General features: G+C 64.7%; 18 protein-coding genes. 14 read left to right on the top strand and 4 right to left on the bottom strand.

The window, feature by feature from the left end; genetic code table 11:
- Positions 1-34 precede the first annotated feature (34 nt).
- From ACQP06_RS25175 to ACQP06_RS25185, 3 genes are all read right to left on the bottom strand, one after another.
- A complete protein-coding gene (locus ACQP06_RS25175) occupies positions 35-1,480 on the bottom strand; it encodes a protein kinase domain-containing protein (protein ID WP_433666909.1) in 1,446 nt (481 codons plus the stop codon).
- A 35-nt stretch (positions 1,481-1,515) separates the two neighbouring features.
- Positions 1,516-2,241 carry a hypothetical protein gene (locus ACQP06_RS25180; protein WP_433666910.1) on the bottom strand — a complete coding sequence of 242 codons (726 nt, stop codon included), beginning with the start codon at positions 2,239-2,241 and terminating at the stop codon, positions 1,516-1,518.
- 96 nt (positions 2,242-2,337) lie between these two features.
- Positions 2,338-4,392, bottom strand: coding sequence for an N-6 DNA methylase (locus ACQP06_RS25185; RefSeq protein ID WP_433666911.1), 2,055 nt, complete (start codon positions 4,390-4,392; stop codon positions 2,338-2,340).
- A 161-nt stretch (positions 4,393-4,553) separates the two neighbouring features.
- Between ACQP06_RS25185 and ACQP06_RS25190 the strand changes: the two genes are divergently transcribed.
- The 8 genes from ACQP06_RS25190 to ACQP06_RS25225 all read left to right on the top strand — a co-directional run bounded on the left by ACQP06_RS25190 (position 4,554) and on the right by ACQP06_RS25225 (position 13,146).
- Positions 4,554-5,474, top strand: a complete 921-nt coding sequence (locus ACQP06_RS25190) for a hypothetical protein (protein WP_433666912.1) — start codon at positions 4,554-4,556, stop codon at positions 5,472-5,474.
- Between the two features lie 93 nt (positions 5,475-5,567).
- Complete coding sequence (locus ACQP06_RS25195) at positions 5,568-5,951, top strand: DUF732 domain-containing protein (protein WP_433666913.1); 384 nt, start codon at positions 5,568-5,570, stop codon at positions 5,949-5,951.
- 107 nt (positions 5,952-6,058) lie between these two features.
- Positions 6,059-6,817: a DUF4352 domain-containing protein gene (locus ACQP06_RS25200; RefSeq protein WP_433666914.1), complete on the top strand. Its 759-nt coding sequence runs from the start codon at positions 6,059-6,061 to the stop codon at positions 6,815-6,817.
- 38 nt (positions 6,818-6,855) lie between these two features.
- Positions 6,856-7,548, top strand: coding sequence for an exonuclease domain-containing protein (locus tag ACQP06_RS25205; protein ID WP_433666915.1), 693 nt, complete (start codon positions 6,856-6,858; stop codon positions 7,546-7,548).
- 57 nt (positions 7,549-7,605) lie between these two features.
- Positions 7,606-8,871: a DNA sulfur modification protein DndB gene (locus ACQP06_RS25210; RefSeq protein WP_433666916.1), complete on the top strand. Its 1,266-nt coding sequence runs from the start codon at positions 7,606-7,608 to the stop codon at positions 8,869-8,871.
- Positions 8,872-9,204: 333 nt separating this feature from the next.
- Positions 9,205-10,167 carry a hypothetical protein gene (locus ACQP06_RS25215; protein WP_433666917.1) on the top strand — a complete coding sequence of 321 codons (963 nt, stop codon included), beginning with the start codon at positions 9,205-9,207 and terminating at the stop codon, positions 10,165-10,167.
- A 7-nt stretch (positions 10,168-10,174) separates the two neighbouring features.
- On the top strand, positions 10,175-11,353 hold the full coding sequence (locus tag ACQP06_RS25220) for a hypothetical protein (RefSeq protein ID WP_433666918.1): 1,179 nt from the start codon (positions 10,175-10,177) through the stop codon (positions 11,351-11,353).
- Positions 11,350-13,146, top strand: coding sequence for an Hsp70 family protein (locus ACQP06_RS25225; RefSeq protein ID WP_433666919.1), 1,797 nt, complete (start codon positions 11,350-11,352; stop codon positions 13,144-13,146). The genes ACQP06_RS25220 and ACQP06_RS25225 overlap by 4 nt, the downstream gene beginning before the upstream one ends.
- Positions 13,147-13,224: 78 nt before the next feature.
- On the opposite strand, the gene ACQP06_RS25230 is transcribed toward ACQP06_RS25225, so the two are convergent.
- Positions 13,225-14,208, bottom strand: a complete 984-nt coding sequence (locus ACQP06_RS25230; protein ID WP_433666920.1) for a hypothetical protein — start codon at positions 14,206-14,208, stop codon at positions 13,225-13,227.
- 525 nt (positions 14,209-14,733) lie between these two features.
- On the opposite strand from ACQP06_RS25230, the gene ACQP06_RS25235 reads away from it, so the two are divergent.
- From ACQP06_RS25235 to ACQP06_RS25260, 6 genes are all read left to right on the top strand, one after another.
- The gene (locus ACQP06_RS25235) at positions 14,734-15,048 is read left to right on the top strand and encodes a hypothetical protein (RefSeq protein ID WP_433666921.1); all 315 of its coding nucleotides are present in this window, start codon (positions 14,734-14,736) and stop codon (positions 15,046-15,048) included.
- A gap of 54 nt (positions 15,049-15,102) precedes the next feature.
- Positions 15,103-15,618, top strand: a complete 516-nt coding sequence (locus tag ACQP06_RS25240; protein WP_433666922.1) for a YbaB/EbfC family nucleoid-associated protein — start codon at positions 15,103-15,105, stop codon at positions 15,616-15,618.
- A gap of 23 nt (positions 15,619-15,641) precedes the next feature.
- Positions 15,642-19,184 (top strand): hypothetical protein, encoded by a 3,543-nt coding sequence (locus ACQP06_RS25245; RefSeq protein ID WP_433666923.1) that lies wholly within the window; start codon positions 15,642-15,644, stop codon positions 19,182-19,184.
- Positions 19,177-19,650, top strand: a complete 474-nt coding sequence (locus tag ACQP06_RS25250) for a hypothetical protein (protein WP_433666924.1) — start codon at positions 19,177-19,179, stop codon at positions 19,648-19,650. The genes ACQP06_RS25245 and ACQP06_RS25250 overlap by 8 nt, the downstream gene beginning before the upstream one ends.
- Before the next feature lie 31 nt (positions 19,651-19,681).
- Entirely contained in the window at positions 19,682-20,071 is a 390-nt protein-coding gene (locus ACQP06_RS25255) for a hypothetical protein (RefSeq protein WP_433666925.1), read from the top strand.
- 163 nt (positions 20,072-20,234) lie between these two features.
- A complete protein-coding gene (locus tag ACQP06_RS25260; protein WP_433666926.1) occupies positions 20,235-20,621 on the top strand; it encodes a hypothetical protein in 387 nt (128 codons plus the stop codon).
- Positions 20,622-20,777 lie beyond the last annotated feature (156 nt).

The following is a 20,777-nucleotide window of genomic DNA, read 5'->3' on the forward strand; positions in this document are numbered from 1 at the left end:
AGTCCGTTCCGCCTGATACGGCGGATTCATCTGACTACGAGGGCTTTATGTGATTGATCTGCGCGGCGAGATCGACCACGCGGCGGTCCTGTTCCCCGTAGCGGAGCGCCATCTGAGAGTGCAATCGCTTGAGCCGAGTCAGGGCATTGCGTGTGTCGCCCAGGTGGACATGGCAGGTGGCCAGCTGGCGCTGGCAGTACATGACCTGGTCGTCGTAGGGCCCGCGCTCCGCGGTGAGATCGTCGATCAGCCCGCGATACAGATCCGCCGCGGCGGTGTAGTCGGCGTTCTCGAACCGCAGATCGGCCAGCTTCACTCGCGCCTCGACCACGTCGGCGTCGCGTGAACCCAGCAGGGGGGCAGCGTATTCGACGACCGTACGTAGTTCGTGGATGGCCGGATCGTAACGGGAATCGTCTGCCAGGTCGCGGGCACGGCGCACAGCTCGCTGGAGGTCGGCGCGACTGAAGTCGCGAGCGGGAGCGGGATCGGGGTGGCGCTCGACCAACTCGGTCCGGTCGTTGGACGGGGCGACCACGGTCCGGGCGGTGCGCGGGGATGCCGTGGACCCGACCGCGAGGGCGTACATGCGTGCGGGGCTGTGGTTGTCGTTGACCTCGGGCAGCTCATTGAGGTCGGTCGCGTAGCGCAGCAGTACCGCGTTCACCGTCGCGGCGTCGTCGGGGCGCGCGTCGGGCGATTTGGCCAGCATGCTCATGATGAGCCTGGCCATTTCGACCGGGACCCCGGTGCGTTCCCGCCGGATGTCGGGGGGCATGTGTTCCATCTGCTGCTGCCACAAGGTGTAGACCGCTGTGCCGGTCATCACCCGGTCTCCGGTGAGCAGCTCGTAGAGCACGAGTCCCAGCGAGTAGAGGTCGGTCTGCGGCAGCACCGGCTTCAATTCGACTTGTTCGGGCGCCATATAGGCGGGCGTTCCGATGGATTGGCCGTGGCTGGTGTGCCGGGTGCGGCCGGAATCCGGTGCGACCGCGAGCCCGAAGTCGAGCACTTTGACCGTGCCGTCGGCGCACAGCATGAGGTTCGACGGCTTGAGATCGCGGTGGTAGATGCGGTTTCGATGTGCGGCGGCGAGCGCGGCGGCGGCCTGTGCGCCGAGGTTGGCCACCACGCCGACCGGCTGCGCACCGCGCATTTCCAGCAGCGTGTCGAGGGTCTTACCTTCGATGAATTCCATGACGAGGTAGGGACGTTCGGGCCCGCCCGGAGCAAAGGCCCCGGTGCCCACGTCATGGATCACGGTGAGACCGGGGTGGTTGAACTGGGCCATCAGTTCGGCTTCCCGCAGGAATCGGTCGTCCCAGCCCGGATCCTCGTCGAGGCTCGGGTGCGTGAACTTCACGGCGACGCGGCGGCGAAGGTTCTGGTCGTAGCCCTCGTACACGCGTCCCATGCCGCCCGAGCCGATCTCACGGATCAGCTTGTAACGGCCGCCGACGATCTGCGGTTGCACCGCCATTACCTCCGTGAATACGAGAAAACCGACACGCGAACCTACTCGGTGCCGGCGACGGGACGCAGTGTGCCCGCGGCCAATCCACCGAATCCAATTCGCGCCAATTGTCCGATATTTGCCCGCTGTTCGCGAAACACGGTCTCCAGCTCGGTCAACTGCTCGAAAGCCCTGCCGTAACGACGTTGCTCGGACGGATCGATGCGCGGCACGGCCACGTCATAGATGTCGACGTGATCGCCCTCGGCCGCCTCGACAGCCGCCCGCAAAATCCCCGCCAGAAAGTGCGGATCGATGGCGGAATCAGCGCGCACCAGACGAATTCCCGGTCCGAGCAGCGCACCATCGGCGGTGCAGACCCGAACCGCGGGTTCGCCACTGATCGTCACGGCGACGTCCCCGGCGCGAACGGCGACCGCACCCGGAGCGTCGGCCGCGCCCCAGCGCGAAGGGGCGCGACCGAGCCGGACATCCTTGGCGGTCAACATCGGCGTGTCCCCGCCCGCGGAACTCACTGTCGGCGGCGCTTCATGGACGGCCAGCGCGCCGGCGTCGACAAGCGCCTCGAACGGAATCGGAGGGTGCGAGGCGGTGTCCGGCTCCAGCATCGGTGGCCGCACATCCACGAGATCGAGCCACGCCGAGCACCGGTCCCGGTATTCGGCGAACGGGTCCGGGCGCTGGCCGATGTCGAGCGCATCGGGCCCGCCGTCAGCCGCACAGTCAACGCCGGCGCGGTCCCGCCGACCAACGACCTCACCCACCATGACCCCTGGTCTCCCCCGCCCACACCGAATTTCTGATCGGCAGCAAAAGTAGCAGCGCTGTAGCTCGCAATGCCCGGTGTGAAGCAAAGATGGCACTCATCGTCCGTCCTCAGCATCCTCGGGCGCCAGCGCGCCCGCCGTCAGCCCTGTCGTCACCAGCTCGGCGACCTGCTCGGCTGCCTCGGTGGCCCGGCGGGCGGCAGTGCGCAGCGTGAACAGCTGCCGGAACAGTTCGCCATACCGTTGTTGCTCGGCCAGCCCGAGCACCGGAATGCGCAGCCGGGAAGGGTCGAAGCGGACCGTGGATGTCCGTGTCGCCGAGATGTTCTCGGCGCCGGTCAGGAAGCCGGCCAGGAACCAGGGGTCGAGACGGTCCGGGTCGACGCGCAGGGTGTGGATGTGCGGACCCCGAATCGCACCGGCGTCCTCCGTGTCGGCTACCCGCGCACTGCGCCCGCCGGTGCGGTCGCTGCGCACAGCGGGAATGAGAACGTCACCGGCTCGGACTTCGACGCTGGTCGCCGCGACCGACACTGTCGCGGTGCCCGATGCCGGAACACCCGCGGCGATATCGGGCGCGGTGAGCATCCGGCGCTGTGGCGCACCGGGATTCAGGTCAGGTGCCAACCCGAGATCGGGCTCGTCGGCGGGCGCCCGGCCCGCGGACACCGCGGATTCCGCGCCCGGCAGGATGGACCGGATCAGTTCCAGTTGACCATGATTGGCCAGGTCAGCGATCGTCACGTAGCGCCAGGACACGCCGGATCCGGCCGACCATCCACGCATGTCGTCGGCGGCCGAGGTCAGATCCGTGGCCGCGCCGCTCAGCGATCGGATCGCCTCGCCGACCTGATCGGAGACAGTCCCGGAATCCAGCGCGGAGCGCACATATCCGGCCGGGGTGAGATCGACCTCCTCGGTCAGCACGTCTACCAGCCGAATACCCGCCGCCACACCGGATTCGATGGGGGTGTCCGGGTCGGGTCCGTCGAACGCACGCCAGGCGCGCAACACGGTGTCGGTGACGGCGGAGTTCTCGCCGTCACCGGTCGCGGGCACACCGGTGGTATCGACGAACAGCATCGAGTCGGCGACGGGCGCAGCGGGTCGGGGTCGGCGCAACAGCCAGATCTGCAGGCCGACATGCCATGGCTGGGCACTTCCCGGAGCCAGGCCGATCACCGCGCGCAGCGCGCCTGTGCGCACCAGGTTGGCGCGGATCTTGCGGCCTGAGGGGCGGGTGGCCACGGCGGGCGGGAGCAGTACCGCGGCGGTCCCGCCGGGCCGTAGATGCGCGAGCGCGTGTTGCACCCAGGCGAGTTCGGGTTCCCCACGCGGCGGCAGCCCGTAATCCCACCGCGGATCGAACGCCAATTCGCTCGCACCCCAGTCACGTTGACCGTAGGGCGGATTGCACACCACGGCGTCGGCCCGCAGGTCCGGAAAGGCGTCGGCGGTAAGACTGTCACCGGTCCGCATGTCGGGTTCGAGGGCGGTCTCGGCTTCGATGAGCAGCCGTGCGCGCTGCACCTGGACCGGCAGTGCGTCCTGACCAGCGAGTTGGGTCGCGCCGGTCCGCGCCGCCGCCAGCAGGAGTGACCCGCTGCCGCAGGCCGGGTCCAGCACAGCCCGCACCGATTCGACCTCGGCCTCGGCTTCAGGGCCAGACGCGGTCGCCAGCGCGGCCATCAGGTCCGCCAGCCACGCCGGAGTGATGTACACACCGGTGGCGGCGGTTTCCTCGAGCGCGCGTTCACCGAGGATGTCGATGGCCGTGCGCGCTCCAGCCTCGGCGACGGCCCGGTCGAGCAGTTGCGTTACCTCGTCGCCGAGTCCGGCCTCGAAACCGGGTGCGGTCCACCCGCTTTCGCCTCGTCGCAGGGCTTGCAGCAGGCGCGCGACGGTATCGGGAGTAGATCGAGCGCGGACCAGGGAGCGCAGTTCGCTCACGGCCGAGGCGCTGGCCTCGTTGCCGTGTTCGGCGAGCCACTTCTGGACTTCGTGGAGGTCGAACTGCGGGCGGGCCTCGCTGCCCCCGATGGACTTGGGAAAGTCGGCGTGCCGTCGCCGCCAGTTGCTGACGGTGGCGCGCGTAACCCCGGCCAGCCGGGAGATCTCGGCGGCGCTGACGGTCGATACGGGCTTCGACATGTCCCTCCTCTCGTGTACGTTCCCCCCACCCTGCTCGAATGAGGGGCGAATTGCAATCCTTCAATGACGATTGACAACGCTTTCTCATCATTCTAGTGTTTGCCATCACTGGAGTGCGTAAGCGCCGTGAAAGCGCCACCCAGCCGATCGGGGAGGAAGACATGACTCGGCAACGCCCACTTCGCGGCCACACCCACCGCCGTGTCCACACCCATGAACCGACCGGCGGCGCCTCCGTCCCGAAGCGGCCCGCCCGCCTCACCGCGGTCCGCCGCTGCGTCGACGGCGGCAAGATCCGCTACCCCCACCGCCGCGAAGCCGAGCTCATGCTGGCCTCCATGAATCGCGCCAATCCGCAACGGCGGGAGAAACATTCCTACCGCTGCCCGGACTGCGCCGGCTGGCACCTCACCAGCTGGACGACCAGCGAACACGAGGACTACGTGGCCGTCGCCTTCAGCGCCGGCGCCCCCAGCTACCGGATCTACCCACTGACCGACTATCCCCCGACCGCGGAATCTCCCAGGGCTCCCAGGGATTTGCGGAGCATCACCGCGACCCTGGCCACCGTCCCGACCCCAGCGGAGGTGGCCGTACGCACTGCGACGGCACCGATCGAAACACCGGAGCCCGAGCCGGCTCCGTCCGGCGAGCCGAACTCGCCCGCCGTTCCCTCACCTGCCGAAGTGGCCGCCCGGAGACGTGCCGCGCTCTGTTCGGACTCGGAGCCCATGGTGAAACCCGTTGCCCCGCCCGTCTTCACGACGGCGTCACCGTCTGCGACCTTGCCGAGACCAACCGTCCGCCCGCCTTCCACGCCCACTGTCCTGCCGACGCCTGTCGCCCCGCCCACGCGCCCCACCCGGTCAATGCCGTCACCGGCCGAGGTGGCCGCGCGCACCGTCCCGATCAAGCGGGCGGAGGCGGCCCGCCGCGAAGCCGAGGCAGCCCGCGAGCGGGCGGTGGCCATCGCCGAGGCGAACACCGCTGCCACACACCGAAATCCGTCTCCCACCCTGAAGTTCCGAGACCGGCTGCGCACCCTGCTGCGCCACCTCGCGGTCCGTCTGCGCCGGAGCTGACCCACCACCCACGTCCCGCGGCCGGTATTCCCGGCCGCGGCGACCCCGCACGCCCGTCGGGCGTCGCGATCCATCCCCTTTCAAGAAGGAACCATGCGCACTCTCTCGACCCTGCTCGCTGCCGGCGCGACCGCCGTCGCCCTGTCCGCCGCGACTCCCACCGCCCTGGCCGCCCCCAGCACCGGCTCCTCCGGCTCCTCGAGCGGCTCGTCTAACGGCTCGTCGGCCCCCGGCTGCGGCCCCCGCAGCGCCGCCGACCTCCGCTTCCTTCGCGCCGCCAGCCAGACCGAGAACTCCTGCTCGGTCCAGGATTCTGCCATCGGCCTCGCACAGTCCCAGTGCAAGTGGCTCGACGCGTACGGCAACTCCGCGCACAACCACATCGTGCTGGCCGAGCGCAGTCGCGGCGCCGTGAAGTACCCCTACACCTTCCTCGACGCGGCCATCAGCGCGTACTGCCCGCGCCACGCGATCTGACCTTCGAACAGCCCAGGGCCGCAACGGTCCTCGCGGTAACCATCGATCTCGCGGCGGGACGGACGCCAGCCCCGTTCCGCCGCACACCACAGAAACCAGGAATGCCAATGACTTACCAGCCCCCGCAGCCGCCGTACGACCCGACGTCGGGCCACCACCCGGCCACCCCCTATCCCCCGGTCACACCTCAGTACGCAACGGGCGGCGTGCCGCCGCAGTACCCGGGCCAGTTCCCGCCGCGATACCCCACGCAGCCGCCGCCCAAGAAGCCGAACACTCTCAAGATCATCCTGCTGATCCTGGCCGGCATCGTCATCCTCTGCGGCATCGGCAGTGCGCTCGGCGGCAAATCCACCAAATCCGCTGAGTCCCCCGCAACTTCGACGCCCGGCGCTCCGGTCGCCCCCGCCGCCGGTGCGCCGGGAAACGCGCCCGCCGCACCGGCCCCCACCACCGAGAAGCCCCCCGCTCCCGGCCTCAACACCCCGGTCCGCGACGGCAAGTTCGAATTCACCGTCACCGAGATCCAGACCGGCATAAAGACAGTCGGCGACAACCCCTACCTCCGCAAGACCGCGCAGGGCAGCTACACCATCGTCTCCCTCACCGTCCGCAACATCGGCAAGGTCCCCTACGGCTTCTCCCCCTCCAACCAGGACGTCTACGACGCCCAGAACCGCAAGTTCTCCAACGACGCCGCAGCCGCGATCAACCTCCAGTCCGACACCAGCCTCTACGCCGAGATCAACCCCGGCAATTCCATTACCGCCCAGGTCGTCTACGACCTGCCCGCCGACTCCACCCCGGACCACATCGTCCTGCACGACTCGATGTTCTCCGGCGGCGCGACCGTCTCGCTGCGGTGAACCCGAATGTTCTCTTCCCCACTCCCTAAGGACATTTCATGACCGTTCCCTGGACTGATCTCCCACTGGCCGGATTGGATCTGGAGACCACCTCCCCTGATCCCTGGACCGCCCGGATCGTCTCGGCCTGCCTCCTCTTCCCCGGCATCGACGGCCACGAGGCGGAGACCTGGCTCCTCGATCCCGGTATCCCGATTCCCGCGGAGGCCACAGAAATTCACGGCATCACCACCGAGACCGCTCGGTCGGAAGGGTTGGACTACGCCCTCGGCTACGCCGATATCCGCGCGATGCTGGAGCGCACTTGGGCACAGGGCTACGTGGTTGCCGCCTACAACGCCAGCTACGACATGACCGTCATCGACCGTGAAGGACGTCGACTGGGAGCCCCGCCCCTCATCTGCGGCCCGATCGCCGACCCGTACGTCATCGACCGCGAACTGGACCGCTACCGCCCCGGCAAGCGCTGGCTCTCGGTCACCTGCGACCACTACGGCGTGTCCATGGACGCCACACACAACGCCTCCGACGACGCCATCGCCGCGGTCGAACTCACCGAAGTCCTGGTCCGTCGCTATACCTCTGTGCTCGGCCGCCTCAGCACTGCCCAATTGATGGCCGCCCAGACCACCTGGCACCACGACCGCCAATCCGACTTCGCCGCATACCTGCGCCGCTCAGGCAAGGACGCCCGCGATGTCAACGGCGAGTGGCCCATTCGCACGGCCTGACGGATCGGCCCGCTGATCGAGCCGGACGCCCAACACCACCACATCCTTGGAGAAGCTATGACCATCGCCATCGACCCTCGTGTCCTGTCCAAGCCGCAGGACTCCAGCACCTATCTTGCGCTCAAAACCACCCAGGGTGAGCGAGCGGTGTACTCCACACGGGTTCCGCTGCTGGACCTGCCCACCATCCTCCCGGTTCCCGATCCCAGCAACGTGGACAAGGACAACCGGAAGGTGGATCGCCTGCACGCCAAGCATTTCGGCGAGTACCTCGACGTCAAGCAGGATTGGGTTGCTCCGGCCCTGCTCGCCCGCGACGGTGGCGGCTGTGTTTTCGAACCGGCCGACGCCGAGGGCCGGGTCGGATACCTGACCGTCCCCTGGGCGATCGGCGGTATCGCGACCCTGCGCACCATCGACGGTCAGCACCGGGTGCTCGGAGTGTCGATCGAGAAGCAGCGCATCACCGAGGCCATCTCCACCATCGACCGGGAGCTGTCCCGCAAGGTGAGCGTCGAGAAGGCCGCGAAGCTGCAGGCCGACCGTGACCGGCTGGTGGAGCGGATGGGTCGGCTCAAGCGCGAATACATCGGCGTCGACATCTACGTCGAACCCGACCCGATCAAGGCCCAGCAGATGTTCGTCGATGTCGCCGACAACGCCAAGGGCATCAGCAGTGCCGTGCGCGCCCGCTTCGACAACGACAAGGTCGCCAACCGCACCCTGTCCGATGTCATCGACCATCCCCTGTTGAAGGGCCGCGTCGACACCGAACAGGACCGGATGACAGCGAAGAACCCGAACCTGCTGGGCGCCAAGCACGTCGCCGACATCACCCGCGCGGTCATCGCCGGCGCGGGTGGCCGGATCAGCAAGAAGGCCGAACAGACCCTCACCGACGGCGAAGTCATCGAACAGGTCAAAGACTTCCTCGACGTCATCTCCATCGCCTTCACTGACCTCGCCGCTATCACCGAGGAAGACCCCGCCACCGCCCGAGGATCCGACGATTCCACCAAGGCCCAGCACCTGCGCCGCACTTCACTGCTCGGCTCGGTCGGCATGCTGCGTGTCTTGGGCGGCGTCTTCCGCCAGCTGCGCGCCGGCGACAACCCCGCCGAGCTCGACGACATCACCGAGTTCTTCAAACGCCTGGACCCGCATATGGCGGCTCCGGTCGCCGAAACCAGCATCTGGCGAACCACCGATACCCACCCAGACTTCGAGCCGAACGCGTCGGCCCCGATCATGCGGACACAGAACATCGTCCACCTGGTGGGCGTAATCGCGGGGTGGTATCGGAAGGCACCGAACGGGCTGTAGGTGTGGCCGAGGTTGCAAGGACCCGGGCCTCTGATCTCAAATGCACGAAATTACTGATTTGATAACCGATTCCAGCCGTCTACGGCAGGGTTAGCCTGCCGTTGAGAAGCTATGTGCCAAGTTCGAGGCCGCGACTCGGTGCACACCCATCCATGAACGTCGTGTGTTGCCGAGAGCGCTGCAACCGACCCATCGCCGAGGAGGCAATCGAGCTTGGCCCACTGGTCTTCCAGCTACTGCGAGTTCCATCAATCGGTGTACACGCCACCGACGGAGCCTCCTGCACTAGAGCTCTTCTGCCCGAAATGCCAGGCGAGTCAGTCCTCACTCCAGATGTTGCGGGAGCACCGCTTCGCCACGCATCCGGTCGAGCGCCCTCTTCTGAAGCATCGCGACCGCCCGTGCGGCAGTGCTCGATTCACGGTCCGACAGATCTACGGGCCTCTGGACTGGCAGGTCGAGCACTGCATACGGGCTATCGTCAATGGGGTTGCCATCTCACCTGCTGATCTCGGCGAGCACTTGTTCTCCGAGCGCGGGATGGTCAAGGTCGAGCTGGCGTCCGAGAACGCGCTTTCCAGCTATGAGTTCGACATCGCAATCCCTGCCGAGCACGACCTGAACGGCATGGACCGAGTGTTACGCGAAGTACTCGAGGCGGGCAAGGTCACTGCGGCCACGATCAGCGAGTTCTTCGAGCACACCAGAACGTTCCCGAGTGCGAACGAGTACGCGGACGCGATCGCCGACTACCTCTACTGGTTCGCGGGCCGTCATGCCCAAATCGATCAGGCGACGATCGACCGGCACCGCGAGAAGCTCAAACGAGCCTCCGCCGTCCTGCGGGACTTCAACCGACCGGTCGCGTTGACTATCTGCAGTCTTATCTCCTTCTACTTCAACCATTTCGAGGACGCCGCCCGCCGGGCCCCACATCAGCTTCTGGGCAACCTGTCGACCCGAATGGCCGATTCCGCCGCGGCACGCACCGCGCCACGCCCGAAAGCCGCTGTCAAAGGTGAGCTCTCAACACTGGAGCGAGCCCTGATCGATCGCCGCACAGCGGACATCATCAGACTGCTCTGTCTTCCGATGACGGAGCAAACCACTGCGGACCTCGTCGAATTCACCTGTGCCGAGGCCGATTTCTACGACACTTGCAAGATCACGCTGTTCACCGCGGAACACCACCTCGCCTCCGGTGACCCCCGTGCGACCCAAGTCCTCCACTCCGCTGGCCGGATTGGACTTCCCGAACGGTGGGTGAACGCCCGCCTCGACCTCATCACCGAGTAGGACTCATATGCCCAACGGCACCGAACCGCACGGAGCCACCGTCTCGAACCGCAAGTCCGCAGTGGCGAATCCGAAGAAGCGAACCACCAAGCCGAAGCGGACAATCACGAACGCCGACTCGCTGGAAGCGTTCTTGCAGGACCTGCTTGATTCGATCGGCAAGTTCAGGGCCGTCGAACTCAGTCTGTCCGCGCGGCTACGGGCGGTGTTGATGAGCCCCGCCGATCTCAGCGAGCATGACGCCCTGCTGCGCCGGATCTCCGTCCAGGACCTGCGGGCCACCATGCCGGTGGAACTGTTGCGGACAGCTGACTTGTCGAGCCTCCGCGATGTTTCCCGGCAGACCGTGGCCGGAATCGCCGCCCGACTGCTCACTCTGCATCCTCTGTTCGCCGATGATCAGGAACTCGTCGAGGCTGTCGAAACGGCATCATCGGATCGCGCGGATGCCACCTCTCTGGGCCTGCTGGTCACGCATATTCGCAAGGTCGTCGCCTATGAGGGCAAAGCGGTTCCCAAACCCAAGGAACACGAGCCGAAGAAGAAAACTTCGCTGACCCCGGCGGAATTGGAGACCCTGCGCGAAAATGCCGTCGATGCCGTGATCCTGCTGACCGCGTCGTCTCTGGACTGGGACCGCGACACCATGGTCGATATTCTCGCCGAACACGTGTGGAGTGGGTACCGCCACACCGATGACCGTTCGACGGCCTACCGAGCGAAGCTCACGAGCGCTAACCCGGACACCCGTCGCCTCGCCGCTATCGCGATGGCATCCACTCAGCAGCGGCTCACCGCGGCCAAGTTGAAACTGGACGCCGCCGAACGCCGCGCCAAGACCGCCAACGCCCGGCTGAGCGCGCTCGAGGAGGAGCTCGACGATTCGACGAAACGGATCGTCGAACTCGACATGGCACTGTTCGACACCCGGCAGGAGCTCCAGCGCATCGTGGACACCCATCATGGCGAGCGAATGCGGGAAAGCACCGAATTCAAGCAGCTCCGGGTTCGTTCCGCCCGAGTGGTCGCGACACAGGTCGATGCACTCGGCGATGCGCTGGATGCGCTCGAACACGGACATCCGCAGATAGCAACGGAATTCATCAAGGACTCGATCCAGGCGCTGCGGAAGACGCTGTCCAGTCTTCGATCCGAACCGCACGACCCTCAGGGGGAACAAGCATGACTGTCGTCGGGTTCGACTTCGGCACCACCAACAGCCTCGTCTCGGTCGTCCATGACGATCGCGTCCATGATTTGCTGGACGACGACGATATGCCGACGCCCTCAGTGGTCAGGTATCAGGGCAACCGCACGATCGTGGGCCGCGAGGCCCGGGAAGCACTCGATGCCCCGGGACTCGGGATCCACGGGGACTTCGTGAGGTCGCCCAAGAATTACCTCGGTCTGGAAAGCATCACCGTCGGCGGTGTCGATCTCAGCCCGATCGATGTCGCATACGACGTAATCGACCACGTCAAGCACCGTGCGCTGGAGGACAACCCAGCGCACGCGCGCTTCCTCGGTGACATCACCGAAGCGGTGGCGACGATCCCGGTGAACATGGACGGACACGGCCGCCGTGCGCTACGAGATGCTTACGCACGAGCAGGAATTCGTGTCGTCCAGTTCGTCCACGAACCGTTCGCGGCACTGTACGGCCATGCCCGACCGCTGTACGGGACCGACTTCATCCAGCGCTACAACCGAAAGAACGTGCTGGTGGTGGACTGGGGTGGCGGCACCCTGGACCTGACGCTGTGTCTGGTACAGGACGGCCGGGTATTACAGCGACAGAGCAGCGGCACCCACGAACTCGGCGGCGACGTCTTCGACGAAACCTTCCGGAACCATGTACTCCTCGAAGAAGGCGTACAAGCCGGAGACCTCGATCCCGAGCGCCGCCGCCAACTCCGCAACCGCTGCGAACTCCAGAAGATCAAACTCTCCACCGCGAATACGGCGACCGTGTACATTCCGAACTTCCACGGCCCCGGTCAGCCACTGAGCTACCAGATGACTCGGGAAGAGTTCGAGTCGATCACCAAGCCGCTCATGGATCAGGCCATCCGAGATATCGGGAACCTGCTGATCGCCGCGGGCCTGAACGAATCTCAGATCGCACTGTGCCTGGTGACAGGCGGGATGTCGAGAATGCCGGCGATCGCGGCCCGGCTACGGGAGTACCTGAGCGCCCACCGCGTACAGGTGTCGAGCAACAGCGCGACGCTGATCGCACAGGGAGCGGCGTGGATCGCGCACGACCGCAAGCAACTCCAACTGGCCAAGGACATCGAGGTGCAGCTCGCTCGGGGCGGGTATCACCGAGTGGTGAAAGCCGGCACCGAAATACCGTTCGAGGGGCAGGAACTCCCGGGCGAACCACAGGAGTTCTTCTGCGCCGATCCACGCGACGGCGTCGCGAAGTTCGAACTCTGCGCCACCGCCCGCCCCGGCGGCCGTCCCCAACTGTCGGATCAGCGGTACCCACTCGGCAATCTCAACCTCGACGTCGACAGCAAAGCCCGGCCCTTCATCGAAAGACTCACGCTGACAGCAGCTCTCGATTGCGACGGCATACTGCACGTGAAGGCGTCCTCTGACCATTTCCACCGCCACGAACACGAATCGATCCACAATCTCGAGTTCGCGATCTCACTCGGCCCAGCCGAGCAGACCTGCGACGCCGAAGGGGACAACGGTCCACCCGCGAACAGTGTGGAAGAGCCAGCGATCGGCCAAGTCGTCGTGCGATCGAATATCGCTGCCCCTGACGAGAAATACCGCACACTCGACTATTCCCTGATTCCGGGGGATCTGCTGTACTCCACCAATCGAATGTTTTTCATGCGCGGAGTCGCGAATCGAGCGACGAAGCTACAGGAAGAAGAGCTGCTCTACTACCGGCCCTGTGCCGTCTGCGGCAGGGTATCCAATCACCCCGACTGCCATTGCGGCACAGCACCGAGCTCGCGCTAGGTCTCCCGACACGAGGCAACGACGGGATGTCTGTGGGCTCGATCTCGAGGCTAGTCGCACTTCCCCGGAGCTGGTCGGCTACTCGTCGGCCAGTTGCTGGAAGATCCGAGTCCGGTGCCATGCGAAGTACGGCTCACGTGTGCTCGTCCACCACGGGCTCACCCGGTCGCGCAGATGATCGTCTACGTGTCGCCGAATATCGCCGGAGTTGTGGGTTGCGTTGCTGACCAGGAGCTTCCCGCCATAGTCCACTCCGATGTAGCCGTGTTCGAACAGGCTGTCGCAGCCGACCGCGCATGCGAGCATGCCGATGTTCTCGAGGTCCTTGCGTTCGTCCTCGGTGCATTGCCCCCGCCGTTTGATGTGTGCGGCGATTAGAAGCTGATCAGGGAATGCGCGCCCGCACAGTGCACACCGACCTGTACTCAGCTGTCGTAGTCGGCGCTTGAGCGCTCGCTGTTCGCGACGAAAGGTAGTCTCGCGAATCCCGTCGGTCGCACCTTCGGGCACTGCGGCCGCTGACGGCGGGCGCATGGACGCCGGACTCTCCGAGTAGTCGATATCGGTCTCCAGGTTGACGAGATCCGCGAGGTTCTCGGCAGGATCCCCCTCGACGACGGTGAACCCTGGGATCGAACTGTCCCCTTGCCATCCGATTGCGCGGCGGACCTCCTGAACGGGTATTTCGACGGTCCGCAATTCCGCGAGCGCGAACATGTTTGTCCACGCTCTTCCTTTGGAATCGCGACCCCATAGCCGTTCGGCAAGCGCCTCGTTCTGGAACAGCGCGGCGACGTGGCTGAGAGCGTGCAGCTTGTTGTCACCGCAGAAGGCAACGGGGTCACCAGGTTCCAGCTTCGCCCACTTCCCCGTGTTCACCCCGGGGGTGACCGCCCACATCCGAGCCGCGCCATCGGGGAAGATCCGCAGAAGATTGGCGAGGGTTTCGGAGTCCAAGAGGTCGAGGTGGTCATCGAAGCGAACTTTGGCCCGGATCGTGGTCTCGAAATGCTCTAGAACTGGTCGGTTGCTGAGGCGGGCTGGAAGCAGCGCGATTCTCACATGTCTCCATGGCGAACGATCCGGCATTGATCACGGGACGCAGCAATGACGCTACATCCCATTTGACCGATTCTGCCAGACCGCTCCGACACCTGCATCCACGTACTCTGTTGTTACCCAGCCTCTTTCACCGACTCCGCGACCGTTCGCCTCGCGAGTACGGTGAGCTGATCCAACGGACGCAGATCTTGATCGTGAGGATGACGGGGAGGCAGCTTTCATGCGTGGGCAGTGGCGTTGGGACCCCCCGACCAGGCTCCAGGTGGCACAGTTCGATCTGGATTGCTCCGGGGCTGACCTGCACCTGACGCTGTCTTCGGATGCGTACGGCCTCTTCCCATGCGCCGATAAAGACCCGGAATACTGTCCACGTTCATCCAGACCCTGAATGGGTGCCGAGGCCGCCGCCGGTCTGCACCGTTGCAGGACCAATCGTGAGCCGAACGGCAACCAGGCCTACCTCTGCCCGGTTTTCGTGTCCGGCGGCGCTGTGCCATGATCACGAGAAGTCTCTGAGGGGGTCGCATGACTGGCAAGGTCGAAGTCGAGATCCAGCAGCTGCGCACTGTCGGCGGCAGTCTGGACGCGGTCGCCGCACGCGTCGATGCGGTGTTGGCCAAGGTCTCGGCCGCGTCGGCCACCTACAAGGGGTCATGGGGTAGCGATGAGTTCGGGCAGAACTTTGCCGGGGGCAAGAACGGGTACCTGAATTCCGACACGAACCTGCAGGCTGTGCTGAAATCCAAAGTCACACTGCTGAACTCGTACTCCAAGGGCTTGACCGATGCCGCCTCCGCTCTGCAGGCCGCCGAGGACACCAACACCGACTCGTTCCGGTAGCGGTACAACGACAACCGGTTCCGTGTCGCTGCAGGTGGATGTAGGGGAGAGTTGATGTCGAACGAGGGTGCGCGAGCGCGGCTGGCGGACTTGATGGAGTCGGTACAGGCAGGAATGGCCTCCATCGCACGGGTGCAGCAGGAGCAGGCACGACTCACCGCGACCGCGACCGGGGCCGGCCGGCGGATCACTGCGACGGTCAACGCACACGGTGTGCTTGTGGAACTGAAGTTCACCGGCGACATCGAAGATCTCCCGTACGCCGACTTGGCGCGCGAAGTGGTCGCCGCTACTCAGGCGGCCGCGATCGAGGTGCAGCGCAAGACAAAAGACCTGTTCGAGGGTCTCAAGCAGGACAACGCCCGCATTCCGCGGTTGTCGGAATTCGTCCCGGGTATCCCGGATGTGCACGACATGCTGCCCACTCCGCCCGAGGTATCGATGGCTGCGCCCGATGCGTTGGACCGCAAAACCGATGACAAGGACGCACACCTGTATCGGGTCATGGAGTTCACCGACGTCGAGACCACCAATGGTTCATCGCGTATCGCCGATCCTGGCGACTGGTGACGCCAATCTGCCGGGGGTGATTCGTGTCGACCATCACGTCGCTGTGGGAGTGGATTCCGCGCTGGATCCTGACCGGCTTGAACTTCGGGCAGGCGTACCCGGACGGGGATGAGGACAAGCTGTGGGAGCTTGCCGACGCTTGGAAGGCTGCCGCCGCGGAGCTGGAGCAGCTGCTCCCGGACATGAAGGCGGCTACCGACTCCACTCAGAAGTTCTATATCGGTGAGGGCGCCGACCAAGCCGCCACCGAGTTCCGCAAGCTGTACGACGGCGGCCCTCACTCGGTACACACCCTCGCCGAAGGGCTCAAAGACCTGGGTAGCAAGACTCGGGACGCGGGCACCCAGATCGAATACACCAAGATCATGGAGGCGACGTTCGCCGGCATCACCGCATACAGCGTGATCGCCTTGATCGCCGCCTGGCCCTGGGGCGAAGCCGCGGTGCCTGCCGCACTTGCCGCGGGCCGCGAAGCGGTCGCCTTGGCTTCCGAGCAAGGCGCGAAACAGCTTGCCCTGCAAGCCGCTAAGGCCGGACTCCGCAACGCGGTCAAGCCCTATCTGAAGAACGTCGCCATCACGGCCGTCAAGGCAGGAGCCGTGGGCCTTGCCCTCGATACCAGCATCCAGACCTACCAGTATCTCGACGGGCACCGTGACAACATCGACCTGAGCCAGGCGGCCCGGACCGCCGTCGAATGGGGCGCCGGCGGCGCGGTCGGCGCGGGCTTGCACCCAGGATTGAACAACCTGCTCGGCCGTACTCCCCTCAGTCCGGCGCTGCGCGGCCTCCTGAGCGGCGGCCTGTCCGGGTTGGGCGGCGGAATCGGCGCCTATGGCGGCGGCATCGCCTGGCAAGTCGGCGATCAACTCGTGCACGGCAATCTCGACTGGAGCAAGATCGACACCCACCTCGACCCTTCCATGCTGGCCGCCGGGTTCGGACTCGGCGCCATGCACGGGGTCCGCGGCGCGGGCCGCCCCGGCGGCGGAATCCCGTCACAACCGGATGGCACTGCGCCGCACCCGCAGGCATCCAAACCCGGCACAGTCACACCCGACAGCCAGGCCGCGGGCCGCGACCTCTACAAGAACCTCGCCCGCGAAACCCACCCCGATAACTTCGCCCCCGGCCCCCAACAGGACCGGGCCGCAGACGTTTTCAAGCGTGCCTCCGACATCAGCGGCGAGGCCAATGCACCCGGATCGAAGGACGCCTACAGCGACAAGCACGTCAACGAGCTGAACAACCTGCGCAACGAATGGGATTCCGCTCGAGCCAACGACGCGGGAATTCATCCACGTACCGAGGTGCCCGAGGCGCGTTCGGGCGCACCAGAAGGCCGAGCCGGCGTGCCGGACTCGCCCCTACGAGCTGCCGACCCGACGAGCGTCGATGGCAACCGCCCCACCGCAGGGGATCGGAGTCCCGTCGCTGCCCCAACGGATCCCAGTACCCGCGTCACCACGCCGGTCGACCGCAGCCCCGGTGCACCCGTCGCCGAGAGGGTCGCCAACCCACGTGATGTTCCCGCCAGCGGCCAGCCGATCACGAGCGACCGGATCTCCCCTCGTGCTGGCGCACCGATCACCACCGGCGGCGAACACACCCCGAATGTCACCGCCGCGCAGCACGAACGACCGGCGCCCACTGATCGGCCGTCGACCGGCGCGAGGCCGACCACGCCGGATGCCCAGCCCGAACCACACCGCCCTTACACCAACCTCTCACTCGGCGAAGGCGCATCAGCCCGACCGGAATCGGCCACGCCGCCAAGCCCTCGACCGGTCGAAACCGCCTATGCACCGAGCGGGCACCCGGCCGAACGTCCGGACGAGATGAGCAATTCCGGCGACAGACAACCGAACTCATCGGCCGAGGCCGCCGGTCCGGAAATCAGGTTCGACAGCCATCTACCGAATGGCGAGGGAGTCGTGTACCGGCCCGACCGAACCTCGATCGGCGATGACATGCGCACCCACCAAGTACGAGACAACGTCCGTAACGAAGGCGAACACGACGTCATCGTGCACGGCAGCCCGGACGGTGCACCGATACCTGGTCTCGGAGACGAGGTACACCCGGAACAGATCGTCCAGGCCATACTCGGCAACCCGCACTACGTCCCTGGAACACCCGTCAGGTTGTTGGCGTGCTTCAGTGGCAACGAGTTCGGCTGGGCGCAATACATCGCCGATCGGCTGGGAGTACCGGTCCGCGCTCCATCAGACGCCGTCGGTACCCCACGCATTCCGAACTCGACCGCAATCATTCGAGGCGATGGCGAGTGGGTTCCCTTCACCCCAAACACGCCCCACGAAAAGGCCGGCCCGCTCCACGAACCCGGCCAGATGCCCGAACACGGAGCCGAAAAGCCAGAGAACCGACGGTCAGCCTATGACAACCCTCCTGGCTGGGATTTCATGGGTGAGGGCCGCAACGAACCGTCTCCCGCCCACACCGATCCAATAGCCGCGGATGTCAACCGGTACCTCAACCGCGAGGACGTGCATCACGTCATCGATCTGGCGAACGAAGCGAGCAGAGAGAATCCGAACAATCTCGTCAAGGTCGATGGCCAGCCGATGCACCTCGGCGATGCGATCACGACTCTCATAGGCCGGAATCCGGAGTTCGTTCGGACATTGGAAACAACGCCCTACCTCGAGTCCGCACTTCTGCAACGTCCCAGGGCATTACTGAGTGTGCTCCAGCAGCCTGAGGCGATGCGGATCGCCGCGGAAACCGTGAACGACATTCGTGACCACGGACCAGAATCGGTTATCGCCGAACATAGCGATGCGCCGAAATCCACCCCATTCCAGATATCCGAGAGTCAGCGGCAGCTCGTAGACGAGATTCAGCAGCAGATCGCCGATCTCAAGATATCAACAACCCAGCCAGGTTACCACGAACCGATATCACCCCCTGTCGATGCAACCGGGTCGGTACGTCGTGGACTTCAGACAGCGCTTGATGAATACAGAAATAGTTTCCTGAAAGGAATGTACGACGATTGGCCAATAAATCAGCATGACCTGAACACCGTGGCCGCGCGGGTCGCCACAGAATCCGGCGGTGAGTTACATTCCCGACCTGGACCCAAGGATGAAGTCAGAGTTGCCGAGAAGGTCGACGGAAAATATCAGGGGAACCCTTCCAGGCTAACCGATTTGGTTGGTGCTTATATCCGCTACGATTCGATATCCGACCTCTATCGAGGTTTGGAATTCCTGCAGAACCAACTCGATGCCGAAGGTTCAGCCACTCGAGTCGTCGAACTGAAGGATCGGTTCGCGGTACCCCAGGGTAGCGGCTACGGCGATGTGCAGATGTTGGTTCAGCTGTCGAGTGGCCATATCGCGGAGTTCCGCATGCATCTCAGATCCATGGACGATGTAGCGGAATATGAACACGCTTTGTACGAGATCCGGAGAGTACTCGATCCGCTCGCGAAGGAGCAGGGCCGACAGCTTACACTCGAAGAACAGGCGTTGCAGGTGGAGCTGGAGCACCGTGCTCGCCAACTGTACGCCGAGGCCCTCCGGAAGGGACTGAATGAATAGCGACACGACAGAATATTGGGAATACCTGAATAGGCCGTATCGATTGGAGAAATCGGAACGGCTCGATGCAACCAGTGGGCGAATCGGCTATTTCATCGACCGCCGCAGCGGCGAGTATGTCGAGGACAATACGCCCATCAACAGTATCCTTTGGCCCGATCCCAAGACCGACGGATTCTGGCGAGAGCACGACTCGTTCCGGCGAGACAGGAAGTGGTACATAGATGCCGTAGAGCATGAGCGCATGCAGTATCTGCGGGGCGAGGGTGCAATTTTCGCACTCTACGAGATGATAGAAGCTACCCGCGATCAAGCGCGATCGCGCGGAAAGATGACACCGGAAGAGCGTGCACTCATTTATTCGCTAACCAATAAGACATTCGACATGTGGGAAGAGGAGATCACCCATCGAGCCGCTGGGGAATCTCCTACATTTCCGGTCACCTCCATTGTCGACCACCCCTGAGATCGATACCACGAACACCACAGGATCCTCGATGACAAGGCTGAAGCCGGTTGGACTGTTTCGCGAAATGTATAAAGTCGGCCGTCACGATGCACTACCATCACTGTTTGAGTCATCGACCGATCGCGTAATTGACGACCGCGAACAGGTGTTGGAGTACATGCGTACCGCACCCGGAGTGCTCGACGTCCTCGACGTGTTGACTGACATGATCAACAACACCGACAAGATAAGGAGCGCCTCATCACTGATCTCTGATGGCGAGTGGATCTGGCGCGTCGACTCGACCCACTACCTCAGTCGGCACAACCTCGACATCCCTGACGAATTCCTGCAGCATGTTCGCGAGCACAACTACACACCACCGAAGGCCATCGACTTCACGCCAGAGCTCGAGTCCGAGATGCTCGACTACTTCTGATGCAAGGGCACTCCGAAGGCAGTGGTCAAGTAGTCCTGTTTGCATCTTTTCCGTCGGTCGATGAGTGCATGACGGAGACACTTGCCGGATTTCCGGGAGGTCCTGGCTCTCGACCACGGAGGGTCCACCGACCATAAGCTGCGCGTGACGACATTCGCGCGCGATGTCGTCCGTTGTCGGGGTGCAGGTCGGCCTGGCGCTGTACGGCGACCCGCTCTACGACGTGGCTTCCCACCTGCACAAGATGGGCTACCACTCGGACGAGCAGGCGTGCTTCCTGGAGCAGTGGGCGACCGCTGAGCCCGCCGCATCAACCCACGACTGGGAAGCAGATCTCCAGACCTACCTGAACCACGAACGGATCAAGTCCGTCATCGTCGACGCGGTCCGCTACTCCAAAGTGCTGATTGAAGGCAGCCGATCCCCGGACCAAGAAGGCGCCTTGGTCACGAATCTGATTGCCAAACTTCGTTTGGCACACCAGGTTTGGAAACGACAGCGCGACTTCGACCCAACCTTCGTCGACTCAGCTCTACGAGCCGGCGCCTAGGGTCGATCGAACCTACCCGCTTTCACGGCGCGTATGAAACGATCCCAGGTCGGCCCATCGAAAACCAACACCGGGCTCGAATCCCCCAACTTCGAGTCCCATACGCCCACACCGCCTTCCACGAGGTGGGCGGGCTTCTACGCGTGCATCCTGCTG

The organism is Nocardia sp. CA-136227, from assembly GCF_050955695.1.
In the GTDB taxonomy this organism is placed as follows: Bacteria; Actinomycetota; Actinomycetes; order Mycobacteriales; family Mycobacteriaceae; genus Nocardia.

What these genes read in the sequence shown, in the direction of transcription:
- ACQP06_RS25175 (WP_433666909.1), bottom strand. Translation starts at nt 1,480, where the DNA reads ATGGCGGTGCAACCGCAGATCGTCGGCGGCCGTTACAAGCTGATCCGT.
- ACQP06_RS25200 (WP_433666914.1), top strand. Translation starts at nt 6,059, where the DNA reads ATGACTTACCAGCCCCCGCAGCCGCCGTACGACCCGACGTCGGGCCAC.
- ACQP06_RS25185 (WP_433666911.1), bottom strand. Translation starts at nt 4,392, where the DNA reads ATGTCGAAGCCCGTATCGACCGTCAGCGCCGCCGAGATCTCCCGGCTG.
- ACQP06_RS25250 (WP_433666924.1), top strand. Translation starts at nt 19,177, where the DNA reads ATGAATAGCGACACGACAGAATATTGGGAATACCTGAATAGGCCGTAT.
- ACQP06_RS25180 (WP_433666910.1), bottom strand. Translation starts at nt 2,241, where the DNA reads ATGGTGGGTGAGGTCGTTGGTCGGCGGGACCGCGCCGGCGTTGACTGT.
- ACQP06_RS25235 (WP_433666921.1), top strand. Translation starts at nt 14,734, where the DNA reads ATGACTGGCAAGGTCGAAGTCGAGATCCAGCAGCTGCGCACTGTCGGC.
- ACQP06_RS25220 (WP_433666918.1), top strand. Translation starts at nt 10,175, where the DNA reads ATGCCCAACGGCACCGAACCGCACGGAGCCACCGTCTCGAACCGCAAG.
- ACQP06_RS25255 (WP_433666925.1), top strand. Translation starts at nt 19,682, where the DNA reads ATGACAAGGCTGAAGCCGGTTGGACTGTTTCGCGAAATGTATAAAGTC.
- ACQP06_RS25215 (WP_433666917.1), top strand. Translation starts at nt 9,205, where the DNA reads ATGTTGCGGGAGCACCGCTTCGCCACGCATCCGGTCGAGCGCCCTCTT.
- ACQP06_RS25240 (WP_433666922.1), top strand. Translation starts at nt 15,103, where the DNA reads ATGTCGAACGAGGGTGCGCGAGCGCGGCTGGCGGACTTGATGGAGTCG.
- ACQP06_RS25205 (WP_433666915.1), top strand. Translation starts at nt 6,856, where the DNA reads ATGACCGTTCCCTGGACTGATCTCCCACTGGCCGGATTGGATCTGGAG.
- ACQP06_RS25195 (WP_433666913.1), top strand. Translation starts at nt 5,568, where the DNA reads ATGCGCACTCTCTCGACCCTGCTCGCTGCCGGCGCGACCGCCGTCGCC.
- ACQP06_RS25210 (WP_433666916.1), top strand. Translation starts at nt 7,606, where the DNA reads ATGACCATCGCCATCGACCCTCGTGTCCTGTCCAAGCCGCAGGACTCC.
- ACQP06_RS25225 (WP_433666919.1), top strand. Translation starts at nt 11,350, where the DNA reads ATGACTGTCGTCGGGTTCGACTTCGGCACCACCAACAGCCTCGTCTCG.
- ACQP06_RS25190 (WP_433666912.1), top strand. Translation starts at nt 4,554, where the DNA reads ATGACTCGGCAACGCCCACTTCGCGGCCACACCCACCGCCGTGTCCAC.
- ACQP06_RS25260 (WP_433666926.1), top strand. Translation starts at nt 20,235, where the DNA reads ATGTCGTCCGTTGTCGGGGTGCAGGTCGGCCTGGCGCTGTACGGCGAC.